This window comes from Chromobacterium sp. FG89, from assembly GCF_057808735.1.
Map to the genome: position 1 here is coordinate 206,651 of NZ_JBMDIQ010000002.1, position 24,088 is coordinate 230,738.

Consider the following 24,088-nt stretch of genomic DNA (forward strand, 5'->3'; position numbering starts at 1 on the left):
CCGGCGCGGACGGAATGTGGCGGGACGCGCGCGTATCAGTCCGATTGGACAGGTCTCAGCCATAGGCCGGCGAAATCGGTCCAGCCGTTTTCGCTCATTTGCAGGCCGGCCAGTTGCGGGCTGGCTTGATGGCCCTGGCGCTCATGCGATAGCGGCAGCACCCAGCCCTCGGCGCACAGCCAGTCGCCGATGGCGGCGTAACCGGCCATCCGCTGTTGGGTGTCCGGCTGGCGCTGGATGTCCCGCAATTGCGCGTTCAGCCGCGCCTGCGCCGCCGCGCCCAGGCCGCGCTGCAACGGTTGCCGGGTGCCCAGCCATTCGTGGCAGCTGTAGTCGCGATCGTCGTGCAAGACCTCGCTGCACAACATCAGATCGGCCTGCCGCCACCAGTCCTGATCGTGAAAAAAGGCGCGCCGGCTGAGGGCGTGGATCTCCAGGTCGATGGACAGGGCGGCCAGGCGCTGGCGGATGGCGGCGGCCAGCGGCGGAAAGCAGGGCAGGTCGTAATGGAACAGGCGCAGGCGGGCGCGGTCCAGCCCGGGGCGGCGCTCGGCCCGCGGCAAGGGGTGGCGCCAGCCCGGCAGCAGGCCGGCGGCCGGCGTCTGCAGAACGTCGTTGACCTGGACCAGCGCGGGCTCGGCCAGCCAGCGCATCAGCGGAGCGCGCTCGCTGTCCGGCAAGGCCGGGTTCAGCAGCAAATAGGTGCAGGCCGATTGCAGCGTGCCGTTGGCGTCGTCGTTGGCGTAATCCAGGCGCAGGTGGAAGTCCTGGCCGTCGTCGCCGGCGGGAATGAACCACAGCTCGATCTCGTCCAGCAGCGCCCGCTCGCGGTAATGGGCGGCGAAGGCGGCCAGGCTCAGCCGCTGCTCGCTGTGGCGCAGCGCCCGGAACGGACCGCTGCCCACCGGCAGGCGTTCGAAGTCGGCGCCGCGCCGCAAGGGAACGATGGAGCTGTTGGCGGTGGCCAGCCGCTGCGGCCATAGAAAATCTCCGTCGTCCAAGCGACAGCTGAAGGACAGCGGATCGTGGACCTCGACCGCGCTCAGGTGGCGGTATTGCCGCTGATAAGGATTGTCGGATTCGCGCAGTCGCAGCAGGCTGGCGGCCGCGGCGTCGGCCTGCAAGGGCGAGCCGTCGTGGAATTGCAGGCCGGGGCGCAGCCAGAAGCGCCAGCGCCTGGCCGCGGCGTCGCTTTCCCAGTGATGGGCCAGGCCGCCCTGCAGGCTTTGCAGCGCGCGGTCGAAACGGCATAGCCGGTCGAATATCTGCCGGACCAGATGGGATTCCAGCCGGCCGCTGACGGTGACCGGGTCCAGGCTCAGCGGCGCATGCGGTATCGGGATGCGCAGGCAGCGGCCTTGCGCGGCGCTGCCCAGGTATTGCGGCAGCGCGCTCAGCAATTGTTCGCGCCGCTGCGGCGGCAATTGGGCGAAGGCCTGCTCCAGCTTGCCGTCGCGCAGCAAGCGCTGCAGACGCTGCCATTCCAGCTGTTCCGGCGGGCAGAGCAGGCTTAGCCGCGATTTGCGGCCGCGCCCCCGGCCCGGCTCCCAGACCAGCCAGCCGCGCTCGCGCATCTTGGCCAGCTGCAGCCGGGCGTTGCGCTCGCTGCAGTCCCACAGCGCGCACAGCTCGGCCAGCCCCGGCTGGGCGGGCTGCCGGCCGGCGTAGGCCTGGTGCAGCGCCTGATATTGTCGTTCCAGCTTCATGCTCGTTTCCGGTTGAGAGCTAGGCTAAAAGCGGAAGCAATTTGTTTGGTTCGCATCCATTTTTACATTCCGCTTTTAGCAGGATACTGGGGGCACTTCCTGTTTGCATAGGCCTTGGCATGATTGGCGAAAAAGAAATCCAGGTGCGTTGGCTGCTGGCCGGCTCCTGGTTGTTGACGATGAGCCGGGCGGTGATCGCGCCGCTGCTGGTGCTGACCCTGGGACGGCAACTGAGCTTGAGCGGCGAGCAGACCGGCCTGCTGCTGGGCGGCGTCTTGCTGCTGTCCGCCTTGATGGGCTTGTACGGCGGCCATTTGCTGGATCGTTGGCCGCGGCGGCCGGTGTTGCTGGGCGCGGCGGCCTTGATCGCGTTGAACTATCTGGTGCTGCCGCTGAGCCAGCAGCTGTGGTGGAGCGCGCTGGCGCTGGCGCTCAGCGAGATCGGCCAGGCGGTGCACAGCATCGCGATCAAGGCCATGATCAGCGATTTGCTGCCGCCGGAGCGGCGCGGCAAAGCCTTTTCCCTGCGTTACACCCTGGCCAACGTCGGCTGGGCGCTGGGGCCCTTGCTGTGCAGCCTGCTGTTGGCTTGGGACGGGAACTGGCCGTTCTGGTGCGCGATCGCGCTGGCCGCGGCCGGCGGAGCGGCGACGCCGCGCGGCCCTTGCGCGCCCAGCCGGGAGGCCGGCGCGCCGGCGCCGGGCTTTTTGGCGACGCTGGGCCGTTTGCGGCAAGACCGGGTGCTGGTCTTGTTCACCCTGAGTTGCGCCTTGGCCAACCTGGTGTACGCGCGTTTTTCCAGCTATCTGCCCCTGTATCTGATGCAGAGCTTGCCGGAGGCCGAGGTGCTGCGCTGGATGTCGGCGCTGATCAGCTGCAACGCGGTCGGCGTGATCTTGCTGCAATACCCGCTGGGCCGGCGGATAGGCGACGCCGGCTTGATGAAGGCCATCGGCGCCGGCTTTCTGCTGCTGGGGCTGGGCACCTTGGGCTTGGGCTGGGTCCCCGGCGGGCTGCTGGGCATGTGCGCGGCGATGCTGGTGTTCACCGTGGGCGAGATCGTGCTGGTGCCGGCCGAATACCTGTACATAGACGCGATCGCGCCGGAGGACTGCAAGGGCGTCTACTACGGCGCGCAGAATCTGGCCAGTCTGGGCGGAGCGCTGGGGCCGATGCTGGCCGGCTGGATGCTGGCCCGCGCGTCCGGCGGGACTTTATTCGCGGCGATGGCGAGCTTGTGCGCGCTGGCCTGGTGGCTGGCGCTGCGCGGCGAGGCTTTGCGGCAGGCCCGGGGCGGCGGCGTGTGGCAGGCTTCGGCCTTGAAGACCTGAGAACCTGTTCAAAGTCTGCTGCGCTTCGTGAAGCGTTGCACGGTGAGTACAAGCTCAAAATGCTCATGTACCACTTGTACACTCCGCTTTTTCGCTCGTTTTCGCCTTGTCTCGCCCTTGCTCGCGAGACTTTGAACAGGCTCTGAGAACTTGTTTACGATCTGCTACGCGTCGGCGATACGGCGTTGAAAACGTCTTCAGAATGCTCATTACCACCCGTACATTCCGCTTCTTCAGCCGTGTCCGCCTTGTCTCGCTCTGGCTCGAGAGGCTTTGAACAGGTTCTGACGCAGGGCGGGCTTTCTCTTTGGCGGCTTTTTTGTCATGATCAAGCGCTTGTTTGAATTGTCGCGCAGACGACGAAGCAGACGCCGATACGAGGAGAATGCATGGAAAAGCGCCAGCAGGACCGCTTTGTCGCGGTGGGCGGCGAGCAGTTGTATCTGAAACGCATTTATTGCCGCGAGGATGGCCCGCCGGTGCTGTTGTTGCACGGGGTGATGGCCAACGGCCGCACTTTTTACAGCGATTCCGGCCGAGGGCTGGCTCATTACCTGGCCGAGGCCGGCTACGATGTGTTCGTCGCCGATCTGCGGGGCCGCGGTCGCAGCCTGCCCAAGATCAGCCGCGCTTCGCGCCACGGGCAGACCGAGACCATCTGCGAGGATTTGCCGGCGCTGCATCGCCACATCCGCGAACTCAAGAACGGCGCGCCGCTGCATTGGATGGCTCATTCCTGGGGCGGCGTGCATATGTCCAGCTGCCTGATCCGCTTTCCCGAGCTGGCTGAGCAAGTGGCCAGCCTGGTTTACTTCGGCAGCAAGCGCAGCGTGCGGGTGCGCAATCTGAACAAGCTGGTGGAGGTGGACTTCATGTGGAATATCGCCTCGCGGGTCTTGATCCGCCTGTTCGGCTATCTGCCGGCGCGGCGCATCCGGCTGGGGGCGGACGACGAGAGCGACAAGAGCCATCTGCAAAGCAAGCTGTGGGCGCAGCCCAAGCCCTGGGTGGACAGCGACGACGGCTTCGATTACGGCGCCGCCGCCCAAGGCGCCTGTTTGCCGCCGGCCCTGTACTTCGCCGCCGGCCACGATCCCTGCCGCGGCCATCCGGAGGACGTGCGTCGTTTCCGCGACGAATCCGGCCCGCACCTGTCGCGGCTGCGCCTGCTGTCCCGGCGCGTCGGCCATCTGCACGATTACAACCATGTGTCATTATTGACCCATCCTGATGCCATCCGGGACCATTTCCCGCTGGTATTGGCATGGCTGCATGGTGAGTATGATCAGGTCAGCGAAAATTACTGATAAATGACATTTTCCTTGGCGCGCGGCTGTGGTAGAAATCGCGCCTGGGAGAATGAACCATGACACAAGACTTTGAAGTTTCGCCCTATTTGCTAGGGCCCGTTATCGACAACCTTGCCGAACAGGGCTGGGTCGTAGACCGCAGCCTGTTCTCTGCCGAAGACATCTGCCTGCTGCGCGAGGAATGCCTCGTCCACTGGCAGCAGGGCAAGTTCCATGAAGCCGCCGTCGGGCGCGCCGCGCAGCAAAACCGCCGCAGCGAAATCCGTTCCGACTCGGTGCTGTGGCTGGAGCCGGACAATGCCGATTCCGCCGCATCCTTGTATTTCTCCAAGCTGGACGCCGTCCGCCAGGCGGTCAACCAGGCCTTCTACATGGGGCTGGAGGACTTGGAGTCCCACTTCGCCGTGTATCCGCAGGGCGCTTTCTATAAAAAACACCTGGACCGCTTCCGCGACGACGACGCGCGCGCGCTGACCGCGGTGCTCTACCTGAACGACGACTGGCCGGCCGACGCCGGCGGCGAGATGCGGCTTTATCTGGACGAGGACGGCGAGCGCCATGTCGACGTCCGGCCGGAGGCCGGCACCCTGGCGCTGTTTTTGTCCGACCGCTTCTGGCACGAGGTGTTGCCGGCCGGCCGGCAGCGTTTGTCCATCACCGGCTGGTTTCGCCGCCGCATGGCGACGGCGGCCGGCTGGTAGGCCGACGGCTCGTGCTAGAATCTTCGCCAAGGATTCCGCATACAAAGGACAGTGAAGATGTCAGGCAATACCATGGGGTTGTTGTTCACGGTGACTTCCTTCGGCGAAAGCCACGGCCCGGCCATTGGCTGCGTGGTGGACGGCTGCCCGCCGGGGCTGGAGATCAGCGAAGCCGACATCCAGGCGGAGCTGGACCGGCGCAAGCCCGGCACCAGCCGCCACGTCACCCAGCGCCGCGAGCCGGACGCGGTGGAAATCCTGTCCGGCGTGTACGAGGGCAAGACCACCGGCACGCCGATCGCGCTGCTGATCCGCAACACCGATCAGCGCAGCAAGGACTACGGCAATATCGCCGACACCTTCCGTCCCGGCCATGCGGATTACTGCTATTGGCATAAGTACGGCATCCGCGATCCGCGCGGCGGCGGCCGTTCCTCCGCCCGCGAAACCGCGGTGCGGGTGGCCGCCGGCGCCATCGCCAAGAAATGGCTGCATCAGCGCTACGGCATCGTCATCCGCGGCCACATGAGCCAGATCGGCGAAATCGCCATCCCGTTCAAGGGCTGGAAGCATGTGTCCGGCAACCCCTTCTTCGCCGCCGATCCCGAGGTGGTGCCGCAGCTGGAAAGCTATATGGACAGCGTGCGCAAGAGCCTGGACTCCATCGGCGCGCGGCTGCGGGTGGTGGCTGAAAATGTGCCGGTGGGCTGGGGCGAGCCGGTGTTCGACCGGCTGGACGCCGACATCGCCCACGCGATGATGAGCATCAACGCGGTCAAGGGCGTGGAGATCGGCGCCGGCTTCGGCTGCGTGACCCAGCGCGGCAGCGAGCACGGCGATGAACTGACGCCGCAGGGCTTCGCCAGCAATCACGCCGGCGGCGTGCTCGGCGGCATTTCCACCGGCCAGGAGATCGAAGTGTCCATCGCCATCAAGCCGACGTCCTCCATCGCCCAGCCGCGCCGCTCCATAGACAAGCAGGGCCAGCCGCTGACCATGGAAACCCACGGCCGCCACGATCCTTGCGTCGGCATCCGCGCCACGCCGATCGCCGAGGCGATGCTGGCGCTGGTGTTGATCGACCACGCCTTGCGCCATCGCGCGCAATGCGGTGATGTTTCGGTAGATACTCCCAGAATTGCCGGCCGAATCGGCTAGACTGTAAACCGTAAGCCGGGACGACGCCGGCATATCCGGTAGGATGGAACATGCTGAAAAATCTGATCAGCGGCCTGACCGGCCGTATGAAGAAATCTTCGGACTCCTCCAGCGACGAACAGGTCGTGCCCGCGCCGTTCACCGAGCTGGCGCACGACTCACCGGCCAGCCGGCAGCTGGAAAACGCGCCGCCGCTGGATTTGCCGCCCACCCTGGGCTTTGTTTCGCACCAGCCGGTGATGGACAGGCTGCAAAGGGTGGTGGCTTACGATTTCTTCGTGCGCCAGGGCAAGCGCAATATCGCCGCCGGCAAGCAGCAAGAGTTCGACAGGCTGATGCTCAGCACGCTGCAGAATATGGACATCTTCCGCTTGCTGGCTTTCCGCCGCGCCTTTGTCCATATCTCCATCGACACCCTGGACGAGCCTATGCTGTCGAATATGCCGGCCAGCAGCGTGATCTTCGTGCTGGAGCCGTCCCAGACCGGTTCGGTGTCCGAGGAGATGATCCGGCAGCTGGACGCGCTCAAGCAAAAAGCGATGCGCTTTGCGCTGGAGCCGGCCGGCTACGATCCGGGCAGCCTGCCGGCGCACCTGCAGAACGATTTGTTCAGCCGCATGGACTTCATGATCCTGGACTTCGACGCGCCGTCCGGCAAGGTGCTGGAGCCCATTCTGGATCAACTGCCCAAGCGTTATCCCACTGTGCGCTGGATGGCGCGCAACGTCGGCACTGCCGAGGATCTGGACGTCTGTCTGCGCGGGCCGGGGCATAATCGTTTCGCCTTGTTCCACGGCCCCTTCATCGCCACCGTGCGCGCGCTGGAGGGCGGCAAGGTGGACGCCAGCCAGACCCGGGTGCTGCAAATCATGCGCATGTTGCGCGCCAATGCCGAAGCCGCCGAGATCGAGACCCAGTTCAAGCTGGACTCGGTGCTGCTGTTCAAACTGCTGCGTTTCATGAATTCGCCGGTGCACGGTTTGTCGCGCAAGGTGCAGACCATAGAGGAAACCCTGCTGCTGCTGGGCCGGGAAACCTTGTTCAAGTGGCTGTCCATGCTGTTGTTCACCGCGCGCAAGGACGACGGCACCGCGGTGTCGCTGCTGGAAAAGTCGCTGATCCGCGCCCGCCTGCTGGAGCGCATGGGCAGCTATCGCGGCAACCGGGTGGAGGCCGAGCATCTGTTCCTCACCGGCATGTTCTCCATGCTGGACGTTTTGCTCGGGGTGCCGTTTCCCGATGTGCTGGACCCGCTGGAGCTGGCCTCGCCGGTGCGCGAGGCGGTGGTGGAGCGCCGCGGCATGTTCGCGCCCTTCCTGGCGATGGCGCTGGCCTGCGAGCAGGGCGACACCGAGCAAATCGAAGCCTTGGCCAAGGTGCTGGATTTCGAGGTGGAATTGGTCAACCAGTACTATATGGACGCCGCGGTGTGGGCGCAGGTGGTCTTGCGCGACAGCGAAGTCCACAACAATGTGGAGGCGGTTTGAGGGCCTGTTCCAAATCAGGCATGACGGCGCGCTGACAGCAAACAGGCCGCATCCTCAGATGCGGCCTGTTTGCTTTCCTGTACTTGTTTATTGGCCGTTGCCGGCCGGAGCCTGTCCCTGAGCGGCCGCATCGTCGGCGCCCGGCGCCGCGCGGCGGTCTCCCGGCGGTTCCCCATGGGGCGCGCCGGAAGGCGCGTTGCCGGGGGCCGCGCCGTGTTGCGGGCCGCCGTTGGCGTTGCCGGGAGCATGACCGCCGCCCTGTGGGCCGCCGTCATGGTTGCCGCCGCCTCCGGAGCCACCGCCGGCGCCGCCTCCCTCATGTCCGCCGCCGCCGGAACCTCCGCCGCCGCCCTCGTGTCCACCGCCACCGCCACCGCCACCGCCACCGCCACCGCCACCGCCACCGCCGCCAGCCTGGCTGAGCAGCGGCCCGTGGGCAGGCGAGACGGACCAGGCGGGGGAGGAAAGGGCGCCGAGCGCGTAAAGCAGCGCCGCCAGCAATGTCAGACGTGTCATGGAATGGCCTCCTTGAGCGATGGCCGACCCGCCGCGACGGCGGCGCTGAAGAGGGCCAGACGCTTCAGCATAGCCGCCAAGGGGCGATGACGCCGGCCGCTCAAGGAGACGCCGCCGGCGTCAGCCGCCTTTCAAGCCCAGCGCGTAGCGTATCGCTTCGCGTTTCAGCGGGCCGGCGTGGTTGGCCACGCGCATCCCCAGCTTGCGAGCCAGCCGCAGCGGGGCGATATCGTTGCCGAAGCCGTAGCAGAAGGCGTCCATCGCGGTCTGCATCGCCAGATTGGCCGGCTTGCGCGCGCGCTGGTAGCGTTGCAGCGCGTCGACGGCGGCGAAGTCCCGGCCTTGGGCCGCGGCTTCCCGTATCACCTCGGCCAGCTTGGCCGCGTCCTGGAAGCCCAGGTTCACGCCCTGGCCGGCCAAGGGGTGGATGGTGTGGGCGGCGTCGCCCACCAGGGCCACGCCGTCCTTGACGTAGCGCTGCGCGTGGCGGCGGGTCAGCGCGAAGCTGCCCTTGGCCACGATGCGGCGGATCGCGCCCAGCTTGCGGGGGAAGGCGGCGTGAAAGGCCGCGGCCAGCTCGGCCTCGTCCAGCGCCAGCAGCCGCTGGACGTCCGGCGGACGGTGATACCAGACCAGCGAGCCGTATTCGCCGGTCAGCGGCAAAAAGGCTTGCGGGCCGGTGGGGGTGAAGCGTTGCCAGGTGATGTCCTGCTGCGTTTGCTCTTGCTCGCAGCAAGCCACCAGCGCGTGCATGGGATAGTCCCAACTGGTGACGCCGATGCCGGCGGCGTCGCGCACCGACGAGCGCGCGCCGTCGGCGGCGATCAGCAAGCGGGCGCTCAGTTGACGGCCGTCTTCCAGCTCCACGCGGGAGGCGAAGGGCTGGTAGACGATGCGGCGGATGGCGGCCGGGGCCAGATAGTCGACGTCGGCGCATTGGCGCAGGGCCTGGGTGGCGGCCAGTTGCACCACCCGGTTTTCCACGATGTGGCCGAGCGCGGCCTCGCCGGCCTCCTCGGCGGTGAACAGCGTGCCGTCGGCTTCTTCGCCCTCCCACACCTGCATGCGCAGATAGGGGGCCGCGCGCATCGCCAGCACCGCGTCCCAGGCGCCGATGCCGGCCAGAAAGCGAGCCGAGGCCGGACTGATCGCCGAAACCCGCAGATCCGGCGGCTGGGCCGCGTCGAACGGGGAGGGCGGCGCTTGCTCCAGCACCGCAATGCTCAGGCCGTGGCCGGACAGCGCGGCGGCCAGCGCCGAGCCCACCATGCCGCCGCCGACGATGAGAATATCGCTGTATTGCATAAATCCCTTTCCAATCGTTTGCCCGCGCTTTTCGCCGAGCGCCGGGTCGCGCGCCAGCATAGCCCAGGGGAGGCGCCGCGCGTCTTGGCCTGGATCAAGCCGTTTGCGGTTCCGCCGCCAGCAGCGCGCGCAGCCGCGGCACCACGTGCTGGACGAAGATCTCGTTCTTGCGCGGCAGCGGGTGACGGTAAGGGTAGACCAGGAAGGCCGGCCAGCAATCGTGGCTCCAGCCCGGCAGCACCGGCACCAACTGGCCGGTGGCGAGAAAGCTGCTGGCCACGTAGTGGGGCAGCAGCGCCAGTCCGCAGCCGGCCACCGCGCCGGACACCAGCGGCGAATACTGATTGCAGCTGAGCACCGGCCGCACCGGCATGCGCACATAGACGCCGTCCTTCTCCAGCGCCCATTCCACCGCCTCGCTGGGCGCCTTGCTGGAATCGTAGAGCACGCGGTGCAGGCACAGGTCTTCCGGGTGTTCCAGCCTGGGCGCCTGGGCCAGGTAGCCGGGCGAGGCGTAGACGGTTTCGCGCATGAAGCCCAGCGGTTTGGCCACCAGTCCGTCGTCGTAGACATTGCGCGTGCGCACGCAAAAATCCAGCCCTTCCGCCACCGGGTCTTGTAGCCGGTTCTCCACTTGCAGCTGCATCTCCAGCCCCGGGTATTGATTGGACAGCTCGGACAGGATGGGCACCAGCAGGAACTGGGCGAAGGCGGACGCGGAGCTGATCACCAGCGGCCCTTCCACGCAATCCTGCACATTGCCGACGTCGCCGCGCACCCGGTCCAGCATCTCGCGCAGCTGGCGCGCGTGCACGGCCAGCCGCTGGCCGGCCTCGGTCAGCGCCACGCGCCGGGTATTGCGCAGCACCAGCACCGCGCCCAGCTCCAGCTCCAGTTGCTTGACCAATTGGCTGACGCGGCTTTTGGCGCAGCCGAGCGCGTCGGCCGCCGCGGTGAAACTGCCGTGGCGGGCCAGCGCGTCGAAGGCCAGCAGAGCATCCGGAGAGGGAGGGTGGTTTGTTTTCATTTCAGAACAGTGTGTGGATATTTCACGGATTTTATTGTATGCGCATGTAGATTAGCATGCTTGCGTGATCAATAGCAGAACAATTGGAGCGCATCATGGCATTGGGAGCCTGGGGGGCGTGGAGTCGATTCTGGGGGCGGCTGGGCCGTTTGTGGTGGCAGGGCATGCAAGCCCACACGCGGCGGGCGTTGCGCGATGAAACCGAGGCGCTGGAGCGGGCGAGGTGCGCGGCGTCGAACGGAGGGCGGCAGTGCGCCAATCCGGTGGATTGCGCGCGGAACCGACGGGTGTTTCATTGACCGTGATGTCGAATCGAGGAGAAACGAAATGCAGGATACCAGAGCGGTAGTGACGGGGTTTTTGAAGGAGGTGCGTTCCGGACGCAATCCGGACGCGGCCGGCGATTATCTGGCGCCCAAGGTATTGGCGCATCAATTGGTGGCGGAGTCGCCGCATACGCTGGAGCGCAGCCCGGCCGACTACGCCGCCCATGTGCGGGACTTTCTGCGCGACTACGGCGCCTTTGAACTGAGGGTGGACGAATTGCTGGTGGACGGAGACAAGGCTTACGCGCGCTGGACCCAGTTGGGACATGACTTGGCCGGCCTGGACGGCCGCCCGCCCAGCGGCGAGCCGCTGCGCCAGATCGGCAGCGCCTGCTACCGGGTGGCGGATGGCCGCATTGTCGAGTACTGGATACAAAGCAGCTGAGCCGCCGGCGCCGTTTGCATGTTGAACGGCGTTAATTTAAGTTATTGTCATTTTTTTGGGCTAATTACCGGTCAATTAATATCGTCTTTCAGTTTTATCAAACATAGCCGATATTGCATAAATATAATGACCGCCAAGATGACAATAAGGAGTGGTAAATGGGGATGCTTGGACGCAGGCGCCGACTGGCGCTTTGTCTCTTGTTGTTGACGGCCCAGGCTTGGGCGGAGGAGGCGGCGCCGGCCGAAGGGTCTCAGCCCAAGACGGTGATCAAGCTGCCGCTGAAGTTGAAGCCGGCGGCGCCGGAAGCCCACAAGGCGGAGCCGGCCAAGCCGGCCGCGCCGGCGGCGGAACACAAGACCGAGGCCAAGCCCGCCGCCAAGGCGGAGGCCAAAGCGGAGGCCAAGCCGGAGGCGAAGCACGCGGAAGCCAAACCGGCGGAGGCCAAGCCCGCTGAAGCCAAACACGCCGAGGCCAAACCGCCGGAGAAAATGGAACCGGCGGTGAAGATGGCGCCGCCGCCGGCGGCCAAGAATTTGAGCGAACCCAGTCCGGAAGTGCACGCGCCGGTGAAAAAGCGCCGCGTGGTCAAGCCCAAGCGCAAGGCGGTTGCTGCCGAGCACGGCGACGCGCACGCCGGCGCGCATTTGGCCTCCGAGGCCCAGCAAGTGCGCGGCGTGGTGGAGACCATAGTCGAAGCCAACGCCCGCTATATGAAGGCGCACGACAAAGCCTATTTTGAGCGCTTCGCCGAGCATCAGAGCCCGCGCGCCACCGTGGTGACTTGCTCGGATTCCCGGGTGCAAACCAATGCCTTCCACGGCGACGCGGTCAACGATCTGTTCATGGTGCGGGACATCGGCAATCAATTGGCCACCGCCGAGGGTTCGGTCGAATACGGGGTGAGGCATTTGCATACCCCCTTGCTGATCATCATCGGCCATGCCGCCTGCGGCGCGATCAAGGCCGCCTCCGGCGACTACGGCGGGCTGGAGCCGGCAATCCGCAAAGAGCTGTCCACCATCGACATTCCCAAGGGCATAGACCCCACCAACGGCGCGCTGCTGAACGTCAACAATCAGGTGGAAACCGCGATCATGACCTACGCCGGCGAGGTGGAGGCGGGCAAGCTGGCGGTGCTGGGCGCGTTCTACGACTTCCGCAACGATCTGAAGCAAGGCTATGGCAAGCTGGTGATCACCAATCTGAACGGCGAGACCGATCCGGCCAAGATCCGCGAAATGAGCCGCGCCGGCCAGTTCTTCAAATACAGTTTCATGAAATAGCGGCGCGCCGCATTTCCGCTTCGCCCATGGCCGCCGACAGGCGGCCATTCTATTTGCGCGGCGTCGGCGCGGTAGCGTCGCCGTTACAGCCGATGCGCGCGCGTTTCCCCTCATGATTCCGGTTGTGACATTTTTTCTCCGCTTAATCCGTATTTGTTTGGCAATGCGCAAAAACGAATATCGTTTTTTCGCTTAGCATGGACTTATTGATGCCGCCGCTATGGTTTCGCGTTTGCGGGCGACAGGGTTTTTCGGTGTTGAAAGCGTATCGCTGTAATGCGCTTGCTACAAAAAAGTTTTGAAGCGATGAGAATGGGCGGTGAATGGACAATATTATTGTCTAGATTTTATTTTCATAAATGAAAGTAAAATGTCACTAATTAGTCATTCTCTCGCTGCGACAGGTTTAACTGTTTGGGAGACTTGAAATGACCGTTGGCAATGAACTGGAACTGGACGCGCTGGTGGCGCGGGTGAAAAAGGCGCAGGCCGCGTTTGCCGGCTTCAGCCAGGAGCAGGTGGACCACATCTTCCGCTCCGCGGCGCTGGCCGCCGCGGACGCGCGGATACCGCTGGCCAAGATGGCGGTGGCGGAAACCGGCATGGGCGTGCTGGAGGACAAGGTGATCAAAAACCACTTCGCCTCCGAATACATCTACAACAAGTACAAGGACGATAAAACCTGCGGCGTGCTGGCCGAGGACGACACCTTCGGCACCATCACCATCGCCGAGCCCATCGGTCTGATCTGCGGCATCGTGCCCACCACCAATCCCACTTCCACCGCCATCTTCAAGGCGCTGATCTCCTTGAAAACGCGCAACGGCATCATTTTCTCGCCGCATCCGCGCGCCAAGCGTTCCACTTGCGAGGCGGCGCGGCTGGTGTTGCAGGCGGCGGTGGCGGCCGGCGCGCCGCCGGACATCATCGGCTGGATAGACGAGCCCTCGGTGGCGCTGTCCAATCAGCTGATGCACCACCCTGACCTCAATCTGATCCTGGCCACCGGCGGGCCGGGCATGGTGCGCGCCGCCTATTCTTCCGGCAAGCCCGCCATCGGCGTGGGCGCCGGCAACACCCCGGCGGTGATAGACGAGACCGCCGACATCAAGCGCGCCGTCGCCTCCATCCTGATGTCCAAGACTTTCGACAACGGCGTGGTCTGCGCGTCCGAGCAGTCCGTCATCATCGTCGATGAAATCTACGAGGCGGTGCGCGAGCGCTTCGCCAAGCACGGCGGTTACATCCTGTCCAAGCGCGAAGCGGAGGCGGTGCGCAAGGTGATTCTGCAGGACGGCAGCCTCAACGCCGCCATCGTCGGCCAGAGCGCGGCCAAGATCGCCGCGATGGCCGGCATCGAAGCGCCGCCGGCCACCAAGGTGCTGATCGGCGAAGTCAGCGATGTGTCCGCCGCTGAGGCCTTTGCGCATGAAAAGCTGTCGCCGACGCTGGCGATGTACCGCGCCGGCGATTTCATCGACGCCTGCGACAAGGCCGCGGCGCTGGTGGCGATGGGCGGCATCGGCCACACCTCGGCGCTGTACACCGACCAGGATCTGCAAGGCGAGCGCATCCGCTACTTCGGCGACAAGATGAAGACCGCGCGCATCCTGATCAACACGCCGTCGTCCCAAGGCGGCATCGGCGACCTCTACAACTTCAGCCTGGCGCCGTCGCTGACCCTGGGCTGCGGCTCCTGGGGCGGCAACTCGATCTCGGAGAACGTCGGGCCCAAACACCTGATCAACAAGAAAACCGTGGCCAAGAGGGCGGAGAACATGTTGTGGCATAAGCTGCCCAAGTCGATTTACTTCCGCCGCGGCTGCCTGCCGGTGGCCTTGGAGGATCTGTCCGGCAAACGCCGCTGTCTGATCGTCACCGGCCAGTATCTGTTCGACAACGGCTTCGTCGACGAGCCCATCCGCCTGCTGAAGAAAATGGGCCTGGAGGTGGAAGTGTTCTTCGAGGTGCCGGCCGATCCCACGCTGGCGGTGGTGCGCAAGGGCGCGGACCTGGCCCACGCCTTCAAGCCGGACGTGATCATGGCCTTGGGCGGCGGTTCGCCGATGGACGCGGCCAAGATCATCTGGGTGATGTACGAACACCCGGAAGTACATTTCGAAGACCTGGCGCTGCGCTTCATGGATATCCGGAAACGGATCTACCAGTTCCCCAAACTGGGGCGCAAGGCGGAGTTGGTGGCCGTGCCCACCACCTCCGGCACCGGTTCGGAAGTGACGCCGTTCGCCGTGGTCACCGACGAGAACACCGGGGTCAAATACCCGATCGCCGACTATGAGCTGACGCCGAACATGGCGATTGTCGACGCCAATCTGGTGATGAATATGCCCAAGTCGCTGACCGCCTTCGGCGGCATCGACGCGGTGACCCACGCGCTGGAGGCCTACGCCTCGGTGATGGCCAACGAGTATTCCGACCCTCAGGCCTTGCAGGCCTTGAAGATGCTCAAGGACTATCTGCCGTCCGCCTACCGCAACGGCGCCGGAGACCCCAAGGCGCGCGAGCAGGTGCACAATGCCGCCACCATCGCCGGCATCGCCTTCGCCAACGCCTTCCTCGGCGTCTGCCACTCGATGGCGCACAAGATAGGCGCCGAGTTCGGCCTGGCCCACGGTCTGGCCAACGCGCTCTTGATCAGCAATGTGATCCGCTACAACGCGGCCGACGTGCCGACCAAGCAGACCGCCTTCAGCCAGTACGACCGGCCCAAGAGCGTGGCGCGCTACGCTGAAATCGCCCGCCATCTGGGCCTGGAAGCCAGCCGCGACCACGAGCGGGTGGAGAAGCTGATCGAGTGGGTGGACGAGCTCAAGCGCACGCTGGACATTCCGGCGTCCATCCAGGCCGCCGGCGTGGCCGAGGCGGATTTCCTGGCCAAGGCGGACTTGCTGGCGGAAGCCGCTTTCGATGACCAGTGCACCGGCGCCAACCCGCGTTATCCGCTGATCAGCGAACTGAAGCAGCTGCTGTTGGACAGCTATTACGGCCGCGCCTACAAGGAAAGCTGGGAGCGCGAAGCCGGCGCGGAGGCCAAGCCGGACGCGCGCCCGGCCAAGGGCAAGCTCAAGGCGGTGTGAGTCCCGCCGCCGTCCGCCAAGCCGCCGCGCCTCAGCCCGGCGGCTTTTTCACGGCGCGGCTCAGTATTTGAAATAACCTATGGTCTGCGCCAGCTCCACCGCCTGCTCGCTCATGCCGCGCGCGGTGGCGGTCAGCTGTTCCGACGCCGCGGCGTTAGCCTGCATGGAACGGCTGATTTCGCTGACGCCCTGATTGATCTGCTCCACCCGCTGCGCCTGCTGGTTGGAGGACTGATTGATTTCCTGCACGAAGCTGGCGGTGCTCTGTATCGTCGGCAACATCTGATTGAACAGTTCGCCCGCGTGTTCGGCGCGGCGCACGCTGCTTTGCGTCAGCTGGCTGATTTCCTTGGCCGCCTGCTGGCTGCGCGCCGCCAGCTTGCGCACTTCGCCGGCCACCACTGCGAAGCCGCGGCCGTGTTCGCCGGCGCGCGCCGCCTCGATCGCCGCGTTCAGCGCCAGCAGATTGGTCTGGTAGGCGATGTCGTCGATGATCAGCACCTTGTTGGCGATGTCCCACATCGCGGCGATGGTCTCGTCCACCGCCTGGCCGCCGGCCGCCGCGTGCCTGCTGCTGTCGCTGGCCATCTGATCCGTGGTGCGGGCGTCGTCCCGGTTCTTCCACACGAAGGCGGAAATCTGTTCCAGGCTGGCGCTGTTCTTGTCGATGTTGTTGGCCTGCTCCGACGCTTGCTGGCTCAGGGTGTCCACCGCCTGGCTGATCTGGCGCGCGGCGTTGGCCAGGTCCGAGGAAAAAGCGTCGATATGCGCCAGAATGCCGGCCAGCTTGGCGACCAGCCGGCGAGTGGATTCGGCCAGATCGCCCAGTTCGTCCTGGCTGGCGTAGCGCGGCGGCGCGGTCAGATCGCCGTCGGCGATGGCGTGCAGCGCCTGGCTCACCTCGCGGATGGGCCGGTGCAGCAGGCGGCGCACCAGCAGGGACAGCACCAGGACGGTGACCAGGTCCAGCAGCAGGATTTCCGCCGTCACCCGCCACAGCACCGCGCGCAGTTTCTCGCGGATTTCTTCCGTGGACACTTGCAGGCTCAGCTTGCCGACGACGCGCGCGGTCGCGCCGTCGTGAAAGACCACGGCGCGTTCGCGCGTCAGGTCCGCGTCCGGCGCCGGCGCGGCGCCGCGCAGCAGCGAGCCGTCGGCCTCGCGGCGGTAGCCGGCGAAGGGAACGCCGTTGGCGTCGCGGACGAATACGCCGCGGAGCGCGCGTTTGCCCATCTCCGCCTCCAGCACCCGCAAGCCTTGGGCGCTGTCGAAATTCCACATGGGGCCGGCCAGATTCGCCGCCAGCCGCGCGCTGATCGCGGCGATTTCTCCGTCCAGTTCCTGACGCAGTTCCTGTTGGGTGCGCCAATAGTCCAGCGCGCCGAAGGCCGCCAGCAGGGCGGACATGATGAGCATGAAGGCCAGGTTGAGCTTCAGGCTGATGCTGTGGTGCCGCATGGGTGCATGCTCCCGGCTCGATAAACCGATTCAACGCTTTATTGATAGCACCTGTCGGCTTGGGCCGGGCCGCCGGATGCCGGCGGCGGAAACGGCGGCGGGGCTTGCGCTAAATCCTTATGGCATTAAGCGGGGACGCTTGATCACAAAGCGTCGCGTTTATGCCTTTTGCGCGCATGTATATTCTGAAACATGACATGACAAGGGTCTTGAGGTAATCTCGACCCCCATGTGTTATGGGCCATAACGACAATCCAAAGCCATAGCACCGGCGGCGGCGCTGCCGTTTACCTGTTCAAAGTTTGCTGCGCTTCGTGAAAGCCGGCGCGGCGAGTACCGCTGCGAAACGCCGATGTGCCTTGTGCGCCGTGCGCTTTCTCAGCCGTTTTCGCCTTGTCTCGCTCTTGCACGCGACGCTTTGAACAGGCCTTAAGCGCCAAGGCCACAACCCTTACGCAATACAAAGACAGTTAAAGGAGCAACTATGCAACCTGCTCAAGACACCCTGCACCGGGGTTTGGAAGAGCGGCATATCAACCTCATGGCCTTGGGCGCCACCATCGGCGTCGGCCTGTTTCTGGGATCGGCCACCGCCATCAAGATGGCCGGCCCCGCCATCATGCTGGCTTACGCCCTGGGCGGTTTCGCCATCTTCCTCATCATGCGCGCGCTGGGCGAAATGGCCATCCACAATCCGGTGGCCGGCTCATTCAGCCGCTACGCGCTGGATTACCTCGGCCCCTTGGCCGGCTACCTGACCGGCTGGAATTACTGGTTTCTGTGGCTGGTGACCTGCATGGCGGAAATCACCGCCGTCGGCGTCTATATGGGCATCTGGTTCCCGGACATTCCGGCCTGGTACTGGGCGCTGGCCGCGCTGGTGGCCATGGGCGGCGTCAACTTCATCGCGGTCAAGGCTTATGGCGAATTCGAGTTCTGGTTCGCGCTGATCAAGATCGTCACCATCGTGCTGATGATCATCGGCGGCCTGGGCATGATCGTGTTCGGCCTGGGACACGGCGGCGTGGCCACCGGCATCTCCAATCTGTGGAGCCACGGCGGCTTCATGCCCAACGGCTTTGGCGGCGTGCTGATGTCGCTGCAAATGGTGATGTTCGCCTACCTGGGCGTGGAAATGCTGGGCCTGACCGCTGGCGAAGCCAAGAACCCGAAGAAAGCGCTGGCCCGCGCCGTGGATTCGGTGTTCTGGCGCATCCTGATTTTCTACATCGGCGCGCTGTTCGTGATCCTGGCGATTTATCCGTGGAACGAGCTGGGCACCCGCGGCAGCCCCTTCGTGCTCACCTTCGAGCAGCTGGGCATCCCCGCCGCCGCCGGCATCATCAACTTCGTGGTGCTCACCGCCGCGCTGTCCTCGTGCAATAGCGGCATTTTCAGCACCGGCCGCATGTTGTACAACCTGGCCCAGCAACAGCAGGCGCTGCCCATCTTCGCCAAAGTGTCGCGTCAGGGCGTGCCGGTGTTCGCCTTGCTGATGTCGGTGTTCGCGCTGTTGGTTGGCGTGCTGCTCAACTATCTGGCGCCCAAGGAAGTGTTCACCTGGCTGACCGCGATCTCCACCTTCGGCGCGATCTGGACCTGGGTGATCATCCTGCTGGCCCAGCTGCGCTTCCGCCGCACCTTGAGCCGCGAGCAGCTGGCGGCGCTGGCCTACAAGATGCCGTTATGGCCGTATGGCTCCTACATCGCCATGGGCTTCCTGATCCTGGTGGTGGGCTTGATGGCCTATTTCCCGGATACCCGCATCGCCTTGATCATCGGCCCGGGTTGGCTGGCCTTCCTGGTGGTGGCCTATTATCTGTTGGGCTACAACAAGCGCAGCGCCGAGGAAGTGGCGCGGCTGGCGCAGAACGCTCGCTGAGCGCGCGCCGCCGTCTTGTCAGCCCGCTCTTTTGGAGCGGGCTTTTTTGCGTCTTAACGCGGCAGCCAGCTGCCGCTCAACGAGTAATCGCCGGCTTGCTGCCGCGTGGGGCCGCTGAGCGGATGGGCCGGCGGCGGCGCGTGCTGCCCGCAGTCGCTCTGGCCGAAGCAGCGCGGCAGCGGGTTGAAGCCGGGGCAGCCCGGCGGCGGGTTGACGCCGACGCAATGCTGCATTTGCTCTCTTTGCCGCCGCTCCAGCAGGCTGGGGCTGCGTATTTCGGCCTTGACCGAGAAATCCGGACCGGCGTCCAGGTTCTTCAATTGCACCGCGCCCTTGTACTTGAGCGCTTTATCGGTTTTGTCCTTCGCCTTCATCGACGGCTTGGCGCGCGTCTCCCAAGGGTCTTTGACGGCGAAGTCGTAAGAAGGCAGAGGCGCCGCCGCCAGGCTCGCGCTCAAGGCGGCCAGCGACAGCAATAGGGCGTGTCTACACTGCATGATGGATCTTTGTCCTGCGGTGGCAATGCCGCTGGCGCCCGGCTGCTGCCAGGCAGGGAGGGGCGCGCGGAATGCTCTTGTTGGGGGAATTGGCTGGCGCGGCCGTGGCCGCGGTGGCTGAACGCCGCTCCTGTAAATTTCAATGGGAGCGGGCGGATGCTTTTTATAACATTAAAGTTTTTCAGCTGGCAATAAGATGCAATGACAGGCGAAGCGGCGCGCGGCTTAATCAGCAGGCCGCGGCTTAGAACCTGTTTACGATCTCGCGAGCTAAGGCGAGGCAAGGCGAAAACGGCTGAGAAAGCGGAATGTACACGTGGTACATGAGCATTTCGAAGGTGTGCTCGCCGTGTAAGGCTCCACGACGCGCAGCAGATCGTAAACCGGTTCTTAGGCCGTTCACACTCACGGAGATTTTCTATGGCGCATTATCTGGTGGAATTGTACAGCCCGAAGCCGGCTTGGCTGGCCTTGAGTTTTTTGCACCGCACCGACTTCCTGGATCAGGTCAAAAGCAATATCGAGGCGCTGCCCGGCCTGGGCATTCAACTGCTGACCTTGAGCCAGATCGCGGCCGACGCCGATCAGGCGGCGCCCTATCGCTTCCTGGGCGTGTGGAGCCTGCCTGACCAAGAGGCCTGTGAGGGGATGCTGGCCGGCATCCGCGCCAGCGGCTGGTACGATTATTTCGATCACGTCAACGCGGTGGGCGCGGCCGGCGGCGTGGACGTGCATCTGGCGGACCTGCTGCAAGTCAAGTAAGCGCTTTGGAAACCGTTGCGGACGGCAGCTTGGGCTGTCGTCCGCAAAGAGACGTCAAGGGCGGCCGGCGGACAGCCGGCCGTTCCGCTTACCGTTCCCGCAGCACGCGCCACTCCACGAACTCGGCGGGATCGCCGGTTTCCTTGGTCTCGAAGACCGCCGGAATGTGGAAGGGCTTGCCGGTGGCGACATTGGTGCCGGCGATGGTGACGGTCATGCCTTCTTGCAGCGGTTTAGGCCGCTCGCCGCCAGCCACGGCCACCGACCATGTGCCGCCGGGCAGCAGGCCGGCGAAGGTGGCGATGCCCTTGCCGTTTTCAATCCGCGGAATAGACCGTGGTTCATTGGGCGGGATGTCAGCGCTGACCGACACGTTGTTCAGGTGGATCTGGTAAGCGATCTCCTCATGGGGATCGGCGTCGTCGCGCACCTGCGGCCGCGGGCGGTGGGCATGGCGCGCGGCTTGCGCGGCTCAGGGATATTTGGCGGCGATATAGCAGCGGCAGAAGCGGGCGGTCATGCCCGCGATCAGCGCGCTGGCGTCGTCGATATTGGTGAGCGCGCGCTTGGGCGGCGGGTTTTCCGACGCGCCGTGGCGGGCGTAGATGCCCAGGATGCTGGTGTTGTTGCAGGCGGCGGTGAACAGGCTGAGCTGTTCCGGATCCGCGAAGGCGTCGATGCCGGCGTCGATCTCCTTGGCGTAGTGTTTGACGCTGTCCAGTATCTTGTACAGCGTGCTCCAGGCCAGCACTTTTTCCAGCGTGGTGTTGGTGGAAATCAGGCCCAGCAGGAAGAGCAGATCGCGCAGACAGGGGTCGCGCTTGGCCAGGTAGAGCAGGTAGGACGGGTAGCGCTGGCGCGGATCTTCGTAACGGGTGTGGATCTGGTCGATCCTGGGGTTGCGGCTGAACGGGTCTTCTTCGATCCGGTGCGCGCTGACGGGATAGCTGCAGCCGTTCTCATAAGCGCTGAAGCCCAGAAACTGGATGGGCATACTGCTCACGCAGCCGGCGGCGGCGCGCAAGGCGCCGTTGAGCAGCAGTTGCAGGCTGTAGAGGCGTTCGGATACGTGATCGGGATCGTCCAGTTCGTCGATGTGGCGCGAATAGGCGTAGAACTGCATGCCGATGTGGTCGTTCTCGTAGCCCAGATCGATGTCGTTGCCGAAGAAATGATGAGCGAGATCGGGATAGTAGCCGCCGGCGGCGACGGTGATTTCCCATTTGTGTACTGGCGACATGGGGCTTCCCTGGCGGTGGCTGGAGGGGGGATGGTTGCGGGCGCGGGCCGCGCTAGGGGCCGGATGCTAGCATAGCTTGAGTCCAAGCGCATAAATTGCTTGGGCCTGCGAGACTTTGGTCATGTCCGGCCAGCATTGATTGGGGGAGAGGATGGCGCTTGAAGCTTTAAGCCCGGCGCCGGCATTGCCGGCCCGGCATGGCAACGGTCTGCTCTTGCGGGCGGCGGTTGCGGAGGAGATGGAGGCGGTTTATCTGATGGGCCGGGATGTTTGGGGCGAGGGCTGCTCCGAGGCCGAGTATTTGCGAATCTGCCGGGATTCGCATAAGTATCGACGCGGCAGCTGGCATGTGTTGGCGGATACGGATGGAAGCTTGCTGTGTTCGGCGATTGCCTATCGCTTGCCGTCGCTGGCGGAACGGGAGGCAGTTGGCATCGGTTCGATCGCCACGGCGCCCGCCAGGCGTGGTCAGGGCTTTGCCAGCCTATTTTTGAAGGAAGTGTTGAGCGCCTACCGAGAACAAAGTTTGGCGGAGGTGTTTTTGCTGTACGCCGATATCCACTGCGAGTTTTATCGACGCTTTGGCTTCCGAGTCTTGCCTGAGGCTTCGCAAGCGCGCGGCGATGCGCTGGGGATGATGCTATGCGCGTCGGAGCTGTGGGACGACGCCATGCTGGCGCTGGCTGAGCGTCCTCTTGGATATTTCTGATCGGAAGCGGCAATGGGGACGTGCGGCTTTCCGCCGACGCCGGCCTGCGCGGGCGCCGGCGGCGTCAGAACAAGCTGGGCTGAGCGCCTTGCGGATGGTCGATCACGGCCTCGGTGCTGCCTTCGGCCAGGCGTAGGCTGACGCGTTCGCGGTCGCGCAGTTCCGCCGGGGATTTGACCGCGGTGCCGTCCTGTTTTTGCACGATGGCGTAGCCGCGGGCCAGCACCGCTTCCGGATTGAGCGCCAGCAGGGTGGCCGCCAGGGTGTCCAGTTTCTGGGCCTGCCGGTTGAGCAGATCCCGACGCGCGCGCTGCAGCCGGGTTTGCAGCCGGTCCAGCGTTTGCGCGGTTTGGGCCAAGTCCGGCCGACGGCGCTGCAGCTTGCTGTCCGCCAGTTGCAGCGCCCAACGCCGTTGTTCGAACAGGCTGCCCAGCCGGCGTTGCAGCCGCTCTTGCTGGCGCTGCAGCGCTTCGCGCTGGCGTTGCAGCTTTTCGCCGGGGTGGGCCAGCCGGCGCGCCAGATAGTCCAGCTGCTGGGATTTGTCGGTCAGCAGGCGGCCGAGCGCGCGCTCCAGGCCGCGCTTGGCGGTTTCGAGCTGAGCGTTCAGGTGCTCGCGGCTGGGGGACACCAGTTCCGCGGCGGCTGTGGGCGTGGGCGCGCGTTTGTCGGCGACGAAGTCGCAGATGGTGAAGTCGGTTTCGTGGCCGACGCCGCTGACGGTGGGAATGGGGCTGGCGGCCACCGCGCGGGCGACGATTTCCTCGTTGAACGACCACAAGTCCTCGATGCTGCCGCCGCCGCGGCAGACGATGAGCACGTCCACCTCGCGCCGTTCGCCGGCGCGGCGGATGGCGTCGGCCACTTGCTGGGCCGAGCCTTCGCCCTGCACCTGGGCCGGGTAGAGAATCAGCGGGATGGAGGGCATGCGCCGGCGCAGCGTGCTGACCACGTCGCGCAGCGCGGCGGCGGCGGGCGAGGTGACGATGCCGATGGCGGCGGGGTGGGCCGGCAGCGGACGTTTGCTCGCCGGGTTGAACAAGCCTTCCGCCTGCAGCTTGGCCTTGAGTTTTTCAAAAGCCTCGTACAAACGGCCCAGGCCGGCGGAGCGCATCTGATCGACGTTGATCTGGAAGTCGCCGCGGGCCTCGTACAGGGTGACGGTGCCCTTGAGCTCCACCTGCATGCCTTCCGCCGGGCGGAAGGGCAGTTGCGACACTTTGCCGCGGAACATCACGCAGCGCACTTGGGCGCCGCCGTCTTTCAGGGAGAAATAGGCGTGCCCGGACGCGGCCAGGGTGAGGTTGGAAATTTCGCCGCCTATCCACATCGGCGGCAGTCCGCTTTCCAGCAGATCGCGCGCCATGCGGTTGAGGGAGGAGACGCTGATGACGTCGTTCTGGGGTGCGGTAAAAAACATGATTGTCAAGTGATCCACAGCGGTGGGTGGAAAATATTTTCAGCTAAAGCGAGTTGCAACTTGGCTTGCGTAGCGTTTGATATCTCTAAAAAAATCAATAAAATCAATAACTTGATTGTTTTCTTATCCAGGGCGGCTTTCAGCTCAAAACGGCTTGGCGCTTGGCTTGAGAGCATATTTGCACAGTTTTATCAACAAAGTTATCCACAGGGTTTTCGGTTTCAATCCTGTGACGCTATTTTTTCCTGTAAAAACAAGGGGCAAGGCTTTTTGCCTCAGAGTCGCTGTCCTCGTTTATCTTGATGTTGCTCAAGTAAGCGCTTTCTTCTTTCGTCCGCAGGCCATGCCGAAGGCTTGGCATTGTCGCTTCATTATGCCTTTGGATTGGCTTGCCGGCCGCCTGGCTGAGCCGGGCGTTTGCCATCCCAAAGCGGGTGTCGCCTCTTGCGAGCCTGAGCGATAAAGGCGCCGGGACCGGGAAAGCGGC

General features: G+C 64.7%; 22 protein-coding genes. 12 read left to right on the forward strand and 10 right to left on the reverse strand.

The window, feature by feature from the left end:
- Positions 1 to 35: 35 nt before the first annotated feature.
- A complete protein-coding gene (locus tag ACODRW_RS02890) occupies positions 36 to 1,706 on the reverse strand; it encodes an SgrR family transcriptional regulator (protein WP_488905137.1) in 1,671 nt (556 codons plus the stop codon).
- A 119-nt stretch (positions 1,707 to 1,825) separates the two neighbouring features.
- Here ACODRW_RS02890 and ACODRW_RS02895 point away from each other — a divergent pair, with 119 nt between their 5' ends.
- The 5 genes from ACODRW_RS02895 to ACODRW_RS02915 all read left to right on the forward strand — a co-directional run bounded on the left by ACODRW_RS02895 (position 1,826) and on the right by ACODRW_RS02915 (position 7,693).
- The gene (locus ACODRW_RS02895; RefSeq protein WP_107798195.1) at positions 1,826 to 3,037 is read left to right on the forward strand and encodes an MFS transporter; all 1,212 of its coding nucleotides are present in this window, start codon (positions 1,826 to 1,828) and stop codon (positions 3,035 to 3,037) included.
- A gap of 389 nt (positions 3,038 to 3,426) precedes the next feature.
- Positions 3,427 to 4,344 (forward strand): alpha/beta fold hydrolase, encoded by a 918-nt coding sequence (locus ACODRW_RS02900; RefSeq protein WP_488905138.1) that lies wholly within the window; start codon positions 3,427 to 3,429, stop codon positions 4,342 to 4,344.
- Positions 4,345 to 4,403: 59 nt separating this feature from the next.
- Positions 4,404 to 5,048, forward strand: coding sequence for a 2OG-Fe(II) oxygenase (locus ACODRW_RS02905; protein ID WP_488905139.1), 645 nt, complete (start codon positions 4,404 to 4,406; stop codon positions 5,046 to 5,048).
- A 57-nt stretch (positions 5,049 to 5,105) separates the two neighbouring features.
- Positions 5,106 to 6,206, forward strand: coding sequence for a chorismate synthase (gene aroC, locus ACODRW_RS02910; protein ID WP_488905140.1), 1,101 nt, complete (start codon positions 5,106 to 5,108; stop codon positions 6,204 to 6,206).
- 50 nt (positions 6,207 to 6,256) lie between these two features.
- Positions 6,257 to 7,693, forward strand: coding sequence for an EAL and HDOD domain-containing protein (locus ACODRW_RS02915; protein WP_107798199.1), 1,437 nt, complete (start codon positions 6,257 to 6,259; stop codon positions 7,691 to 7,693).
- Positions 7,694 to 7,780: 87 nt separating this feature from the next.
- Here the strand turns inward: ACODRW_RS02915 and ACODRW_RS02920 are convergent, their stop codons facing one another.
- The 3 genes from ACODRW_RS02920 to ACODRW_RS02930 all read right to left on the reverse strand — a co-directional run bounded on the left by ACODRW_RS02920 (position 7,781) and on the right by ACODRW_RS02930 (position 10,541).
- Complete coding sequence (locus tag ACODRW_RS02920; RefSeq protein ID WP_488905141.1) at positions 7,781 to 8,209, reverse strand: hypothetical protein; 429 nt, start codon at positions 8,207 to 8,209, stop codon at positions 7,781 to 7,783.
- 120 nt (positions 8,210 to 8,329) lie between these two features.
- Complete coding sequence (locus ACODRW_RS02925; protein ID WP_488905142.1) at positions 8,330 to 9,514, reverse strand: FAD-dependent monooxygenase; 1,185 nt, start codon at positions 9,512 to 9,514, stop codon at positions 8,330 to 8,332.
- A 94-nt stretch (positions 9,515 to 9,608) separates the two neighbouring features.
- Positions 9,609 to 10,541 carry a LysR family transcriptional regulator gene (locus ACODRW_RS02930; RefSeq protein ID WP_253313828.1) on the reverse strand — a complete coding sequence of 311 codons (933 nt, stop codon included), beginning with the start codon at positions 10,539 to 10,541 and terminating at the stop codon, positions 9,609 to 9,611.
- Between the two features lie 327 nt (positions 10,542 to 10,868).
- On the opposite strand from ACODRW_RS02930, the gene ACODRW_RS02935 reads away from it, so the two are divergent.
- The 3 genes from ACODRW_RS02935 to adhE all read left to right on the forward strand — a co-directional run bounded on the left by ACODRW_RS02935 (position 10,869) and on the right by adhE (position 15,636).
- Positions 10,869 to 11,252, forward strand: coding sequence for an ester cyclase (locus ACODRW_RS02935; protein WP_235084320.1), 384 nt, complete (start codon positions 10,869 to 10,871; stop codon positions 11,250 to 11,252).
- Between the two features lie 200 nt (positions 11,253 to 11,452).
- Complete coding sequence (locus ACODRW_RS02940) at positions 11,453 to 12,538, forward strand: carbonic anhydrase (RefSeq protein ID WP_474455713.1); 1,086 nt, start codon at positions 11,453 to 11,455, stop codon at positions 12,536 to 12,538.
- A gap of 428 nt (positions 12,539 to 12,966) precedes the next feature.
- Complete coding sequence (gene adhE, locus ACODRW_RS02945) at positions 12,967 to 15,636, forward strand: bifunctional acetaldehyde-CoA/alcohol dehydrogenase (protein ID WP_488905143.1); 2,670 nt, start codon at positions 12,967 to 12,969, stop codon at positions 15,634 to 15,636.
- 60 nt (positions 15,637 to 15,696) lie between these two features.
- Here adhE and ACODRW_RS02950 read toward each other — a convergent pair whose 3' ends face one another.
- Complete coding sequence (locus ACODRW_RS02950; protein WP_227107014.1) at positions 15,697 to 17,094, reverse strand: methyl-accepting chemotaxis protein; 1,398 nt, start codon at positions 17,092 to 17,094, stop codon at positions 15,697 to 15,699.
- 484 nt (positions 17,095 to 17,578) lie between these two features.
- Here ACODRW_RS02950 and ACODRW_RS02955 point away from each other — a divergent pair, with 484 nt between their 5' ends.
- Positions 17,579 to 18,976, forward strand: coding sequence for an amino acid permease (locus tag ACODRW_RS02955; RefSeq protein ID WP_227107016.1), 1,398 nt, complete (start codon positions 17,579 to 17,581; stop codon positions 18,974 to 18,976).
- 53 nt (positions 18,977 to 19,029) lie between these two features.
- On the opposite strand, the gene ACODRW_RS02960 is transcribed toward ACODRW_RS02955, so the two are convergent.
- Complete coding sequence (locus ACODRW_RS02960) at positions 19,030 to 19,473, reverse strand: hypothetical protein (protein ID WP_227107018.1); 444 nt, start codon at positions 19,471 to 19,473, stop codon at positions 19,030 to 19,032.
- A 420-nt stretch (positions 19,474 to 19,893) separates the two neighbouring features.
- Here ACODRW_RS02960 and ACODRW_RS02965 point away from each other — a divergent pair, with 420 nt between their 5' ends.
- Positions 19,894 to 20,235: a DUF6616 family protein gene (locus ACODRW_RS02965; RefSeq protein ID WP_227107020.1), complete on the forward strand. Its 342-nt coding sequence runs from the start codon at positions 19,894 to 19,896 to the stop codon at positions 20,233 to 20,235.
- Positions 20,236 to 20,323: 88 nt separating this feature from the next.
- Here ACODRW_RS02965 and ACODRW_RS02970 read toward each other — a convergent pair whose 3' ends face one another.
- Together ACODRW_RS02970 and ACODRW_RS02975 are read right to left on the reverse strand one after the other, a co-directional pair.
- Positions 20,324 to 20,665 (reverse strand): hypothetical protein, encoded by a 342-nt coding sequence (locus ACODRW_RS02970; protein ID WP_227107021.1) that lies wholly within the window; start codon positions 20,663 to 20,665, stop codon positions 20,324 to 20,326.
- 42 nt (positions 20,666 to 20,707) lie between these two features.
- A complete protein-coding gene (locus ACODRW_RS02975) occupies positions 20,708 to 21,475 on the reverse strand; it encodes a hypothetical protein (protein ID WP_227107023.1) in 768 nt (255 codons plus the stop codon).
- Between the two features lie 151 nt (positions 21,476 to 21,626).
- Between ACODRW_RS02975 and ACODRW_RS02980 the strand changes: the two genes are divergently transcribed.
- Positions 21,627 to 22,184, forward strand: a complete 558-nt coding sequence (locus tag ACODRW_RS02980; protein WP_488905144.1) for a GNAT family N-acetyltransferase — start codon at positions 21,627 to 21,629, stop codon at positions 22,182 to 22,184.
- 64 nt (positions 22,185 to 22,248) lie between these two features.
- Here ACODRW_RS02980 and xseA read toward each other — a convergent pair whose 3' ends face one another.
- A complete protein-coding gene (gene xseA / locus ACODRW_RS02985; protein WP_253313831.1) occupies positions 22,249 to 23,601 on the reverse strand; it encodes an exodeoxyribonuclease VII large subunit in 1,353 nt (450 codons plus the stop codon).
- 5 nt (positions 23,602 to 23,606) lie between these two features.
- Positions 23,607 to 23,777: a hypothetical protein gene (locus ACODRW_RS02990; protein ID WP_158274226.1), complete on the reverse strand. Its 171-nt coding sequence runs from the start codon at positions 23,775 to 23,777 to the stop codon at positions 23,607 to 23,609.
- A gap of 2 nt (positions 23,778 to 23,779) precedes the next feature.
- On the opposite strand from ACODRW_RS02990, the gene ACODRW_RS02995 reads away from it, so the two are divergent.
- Complete coding sequence (locus ACODRW_RS02995; RefSeq protein WP_486636567.1) at positions 23,780 to 24,064, forward strand: hypothetical protein; 285 nt, start codon at positions 23,780 to 23,782, stop codon at positions 24,062 to 24,064.
- Positions 24,065 to 24,088: the final 24 nt, after the last annotated feature.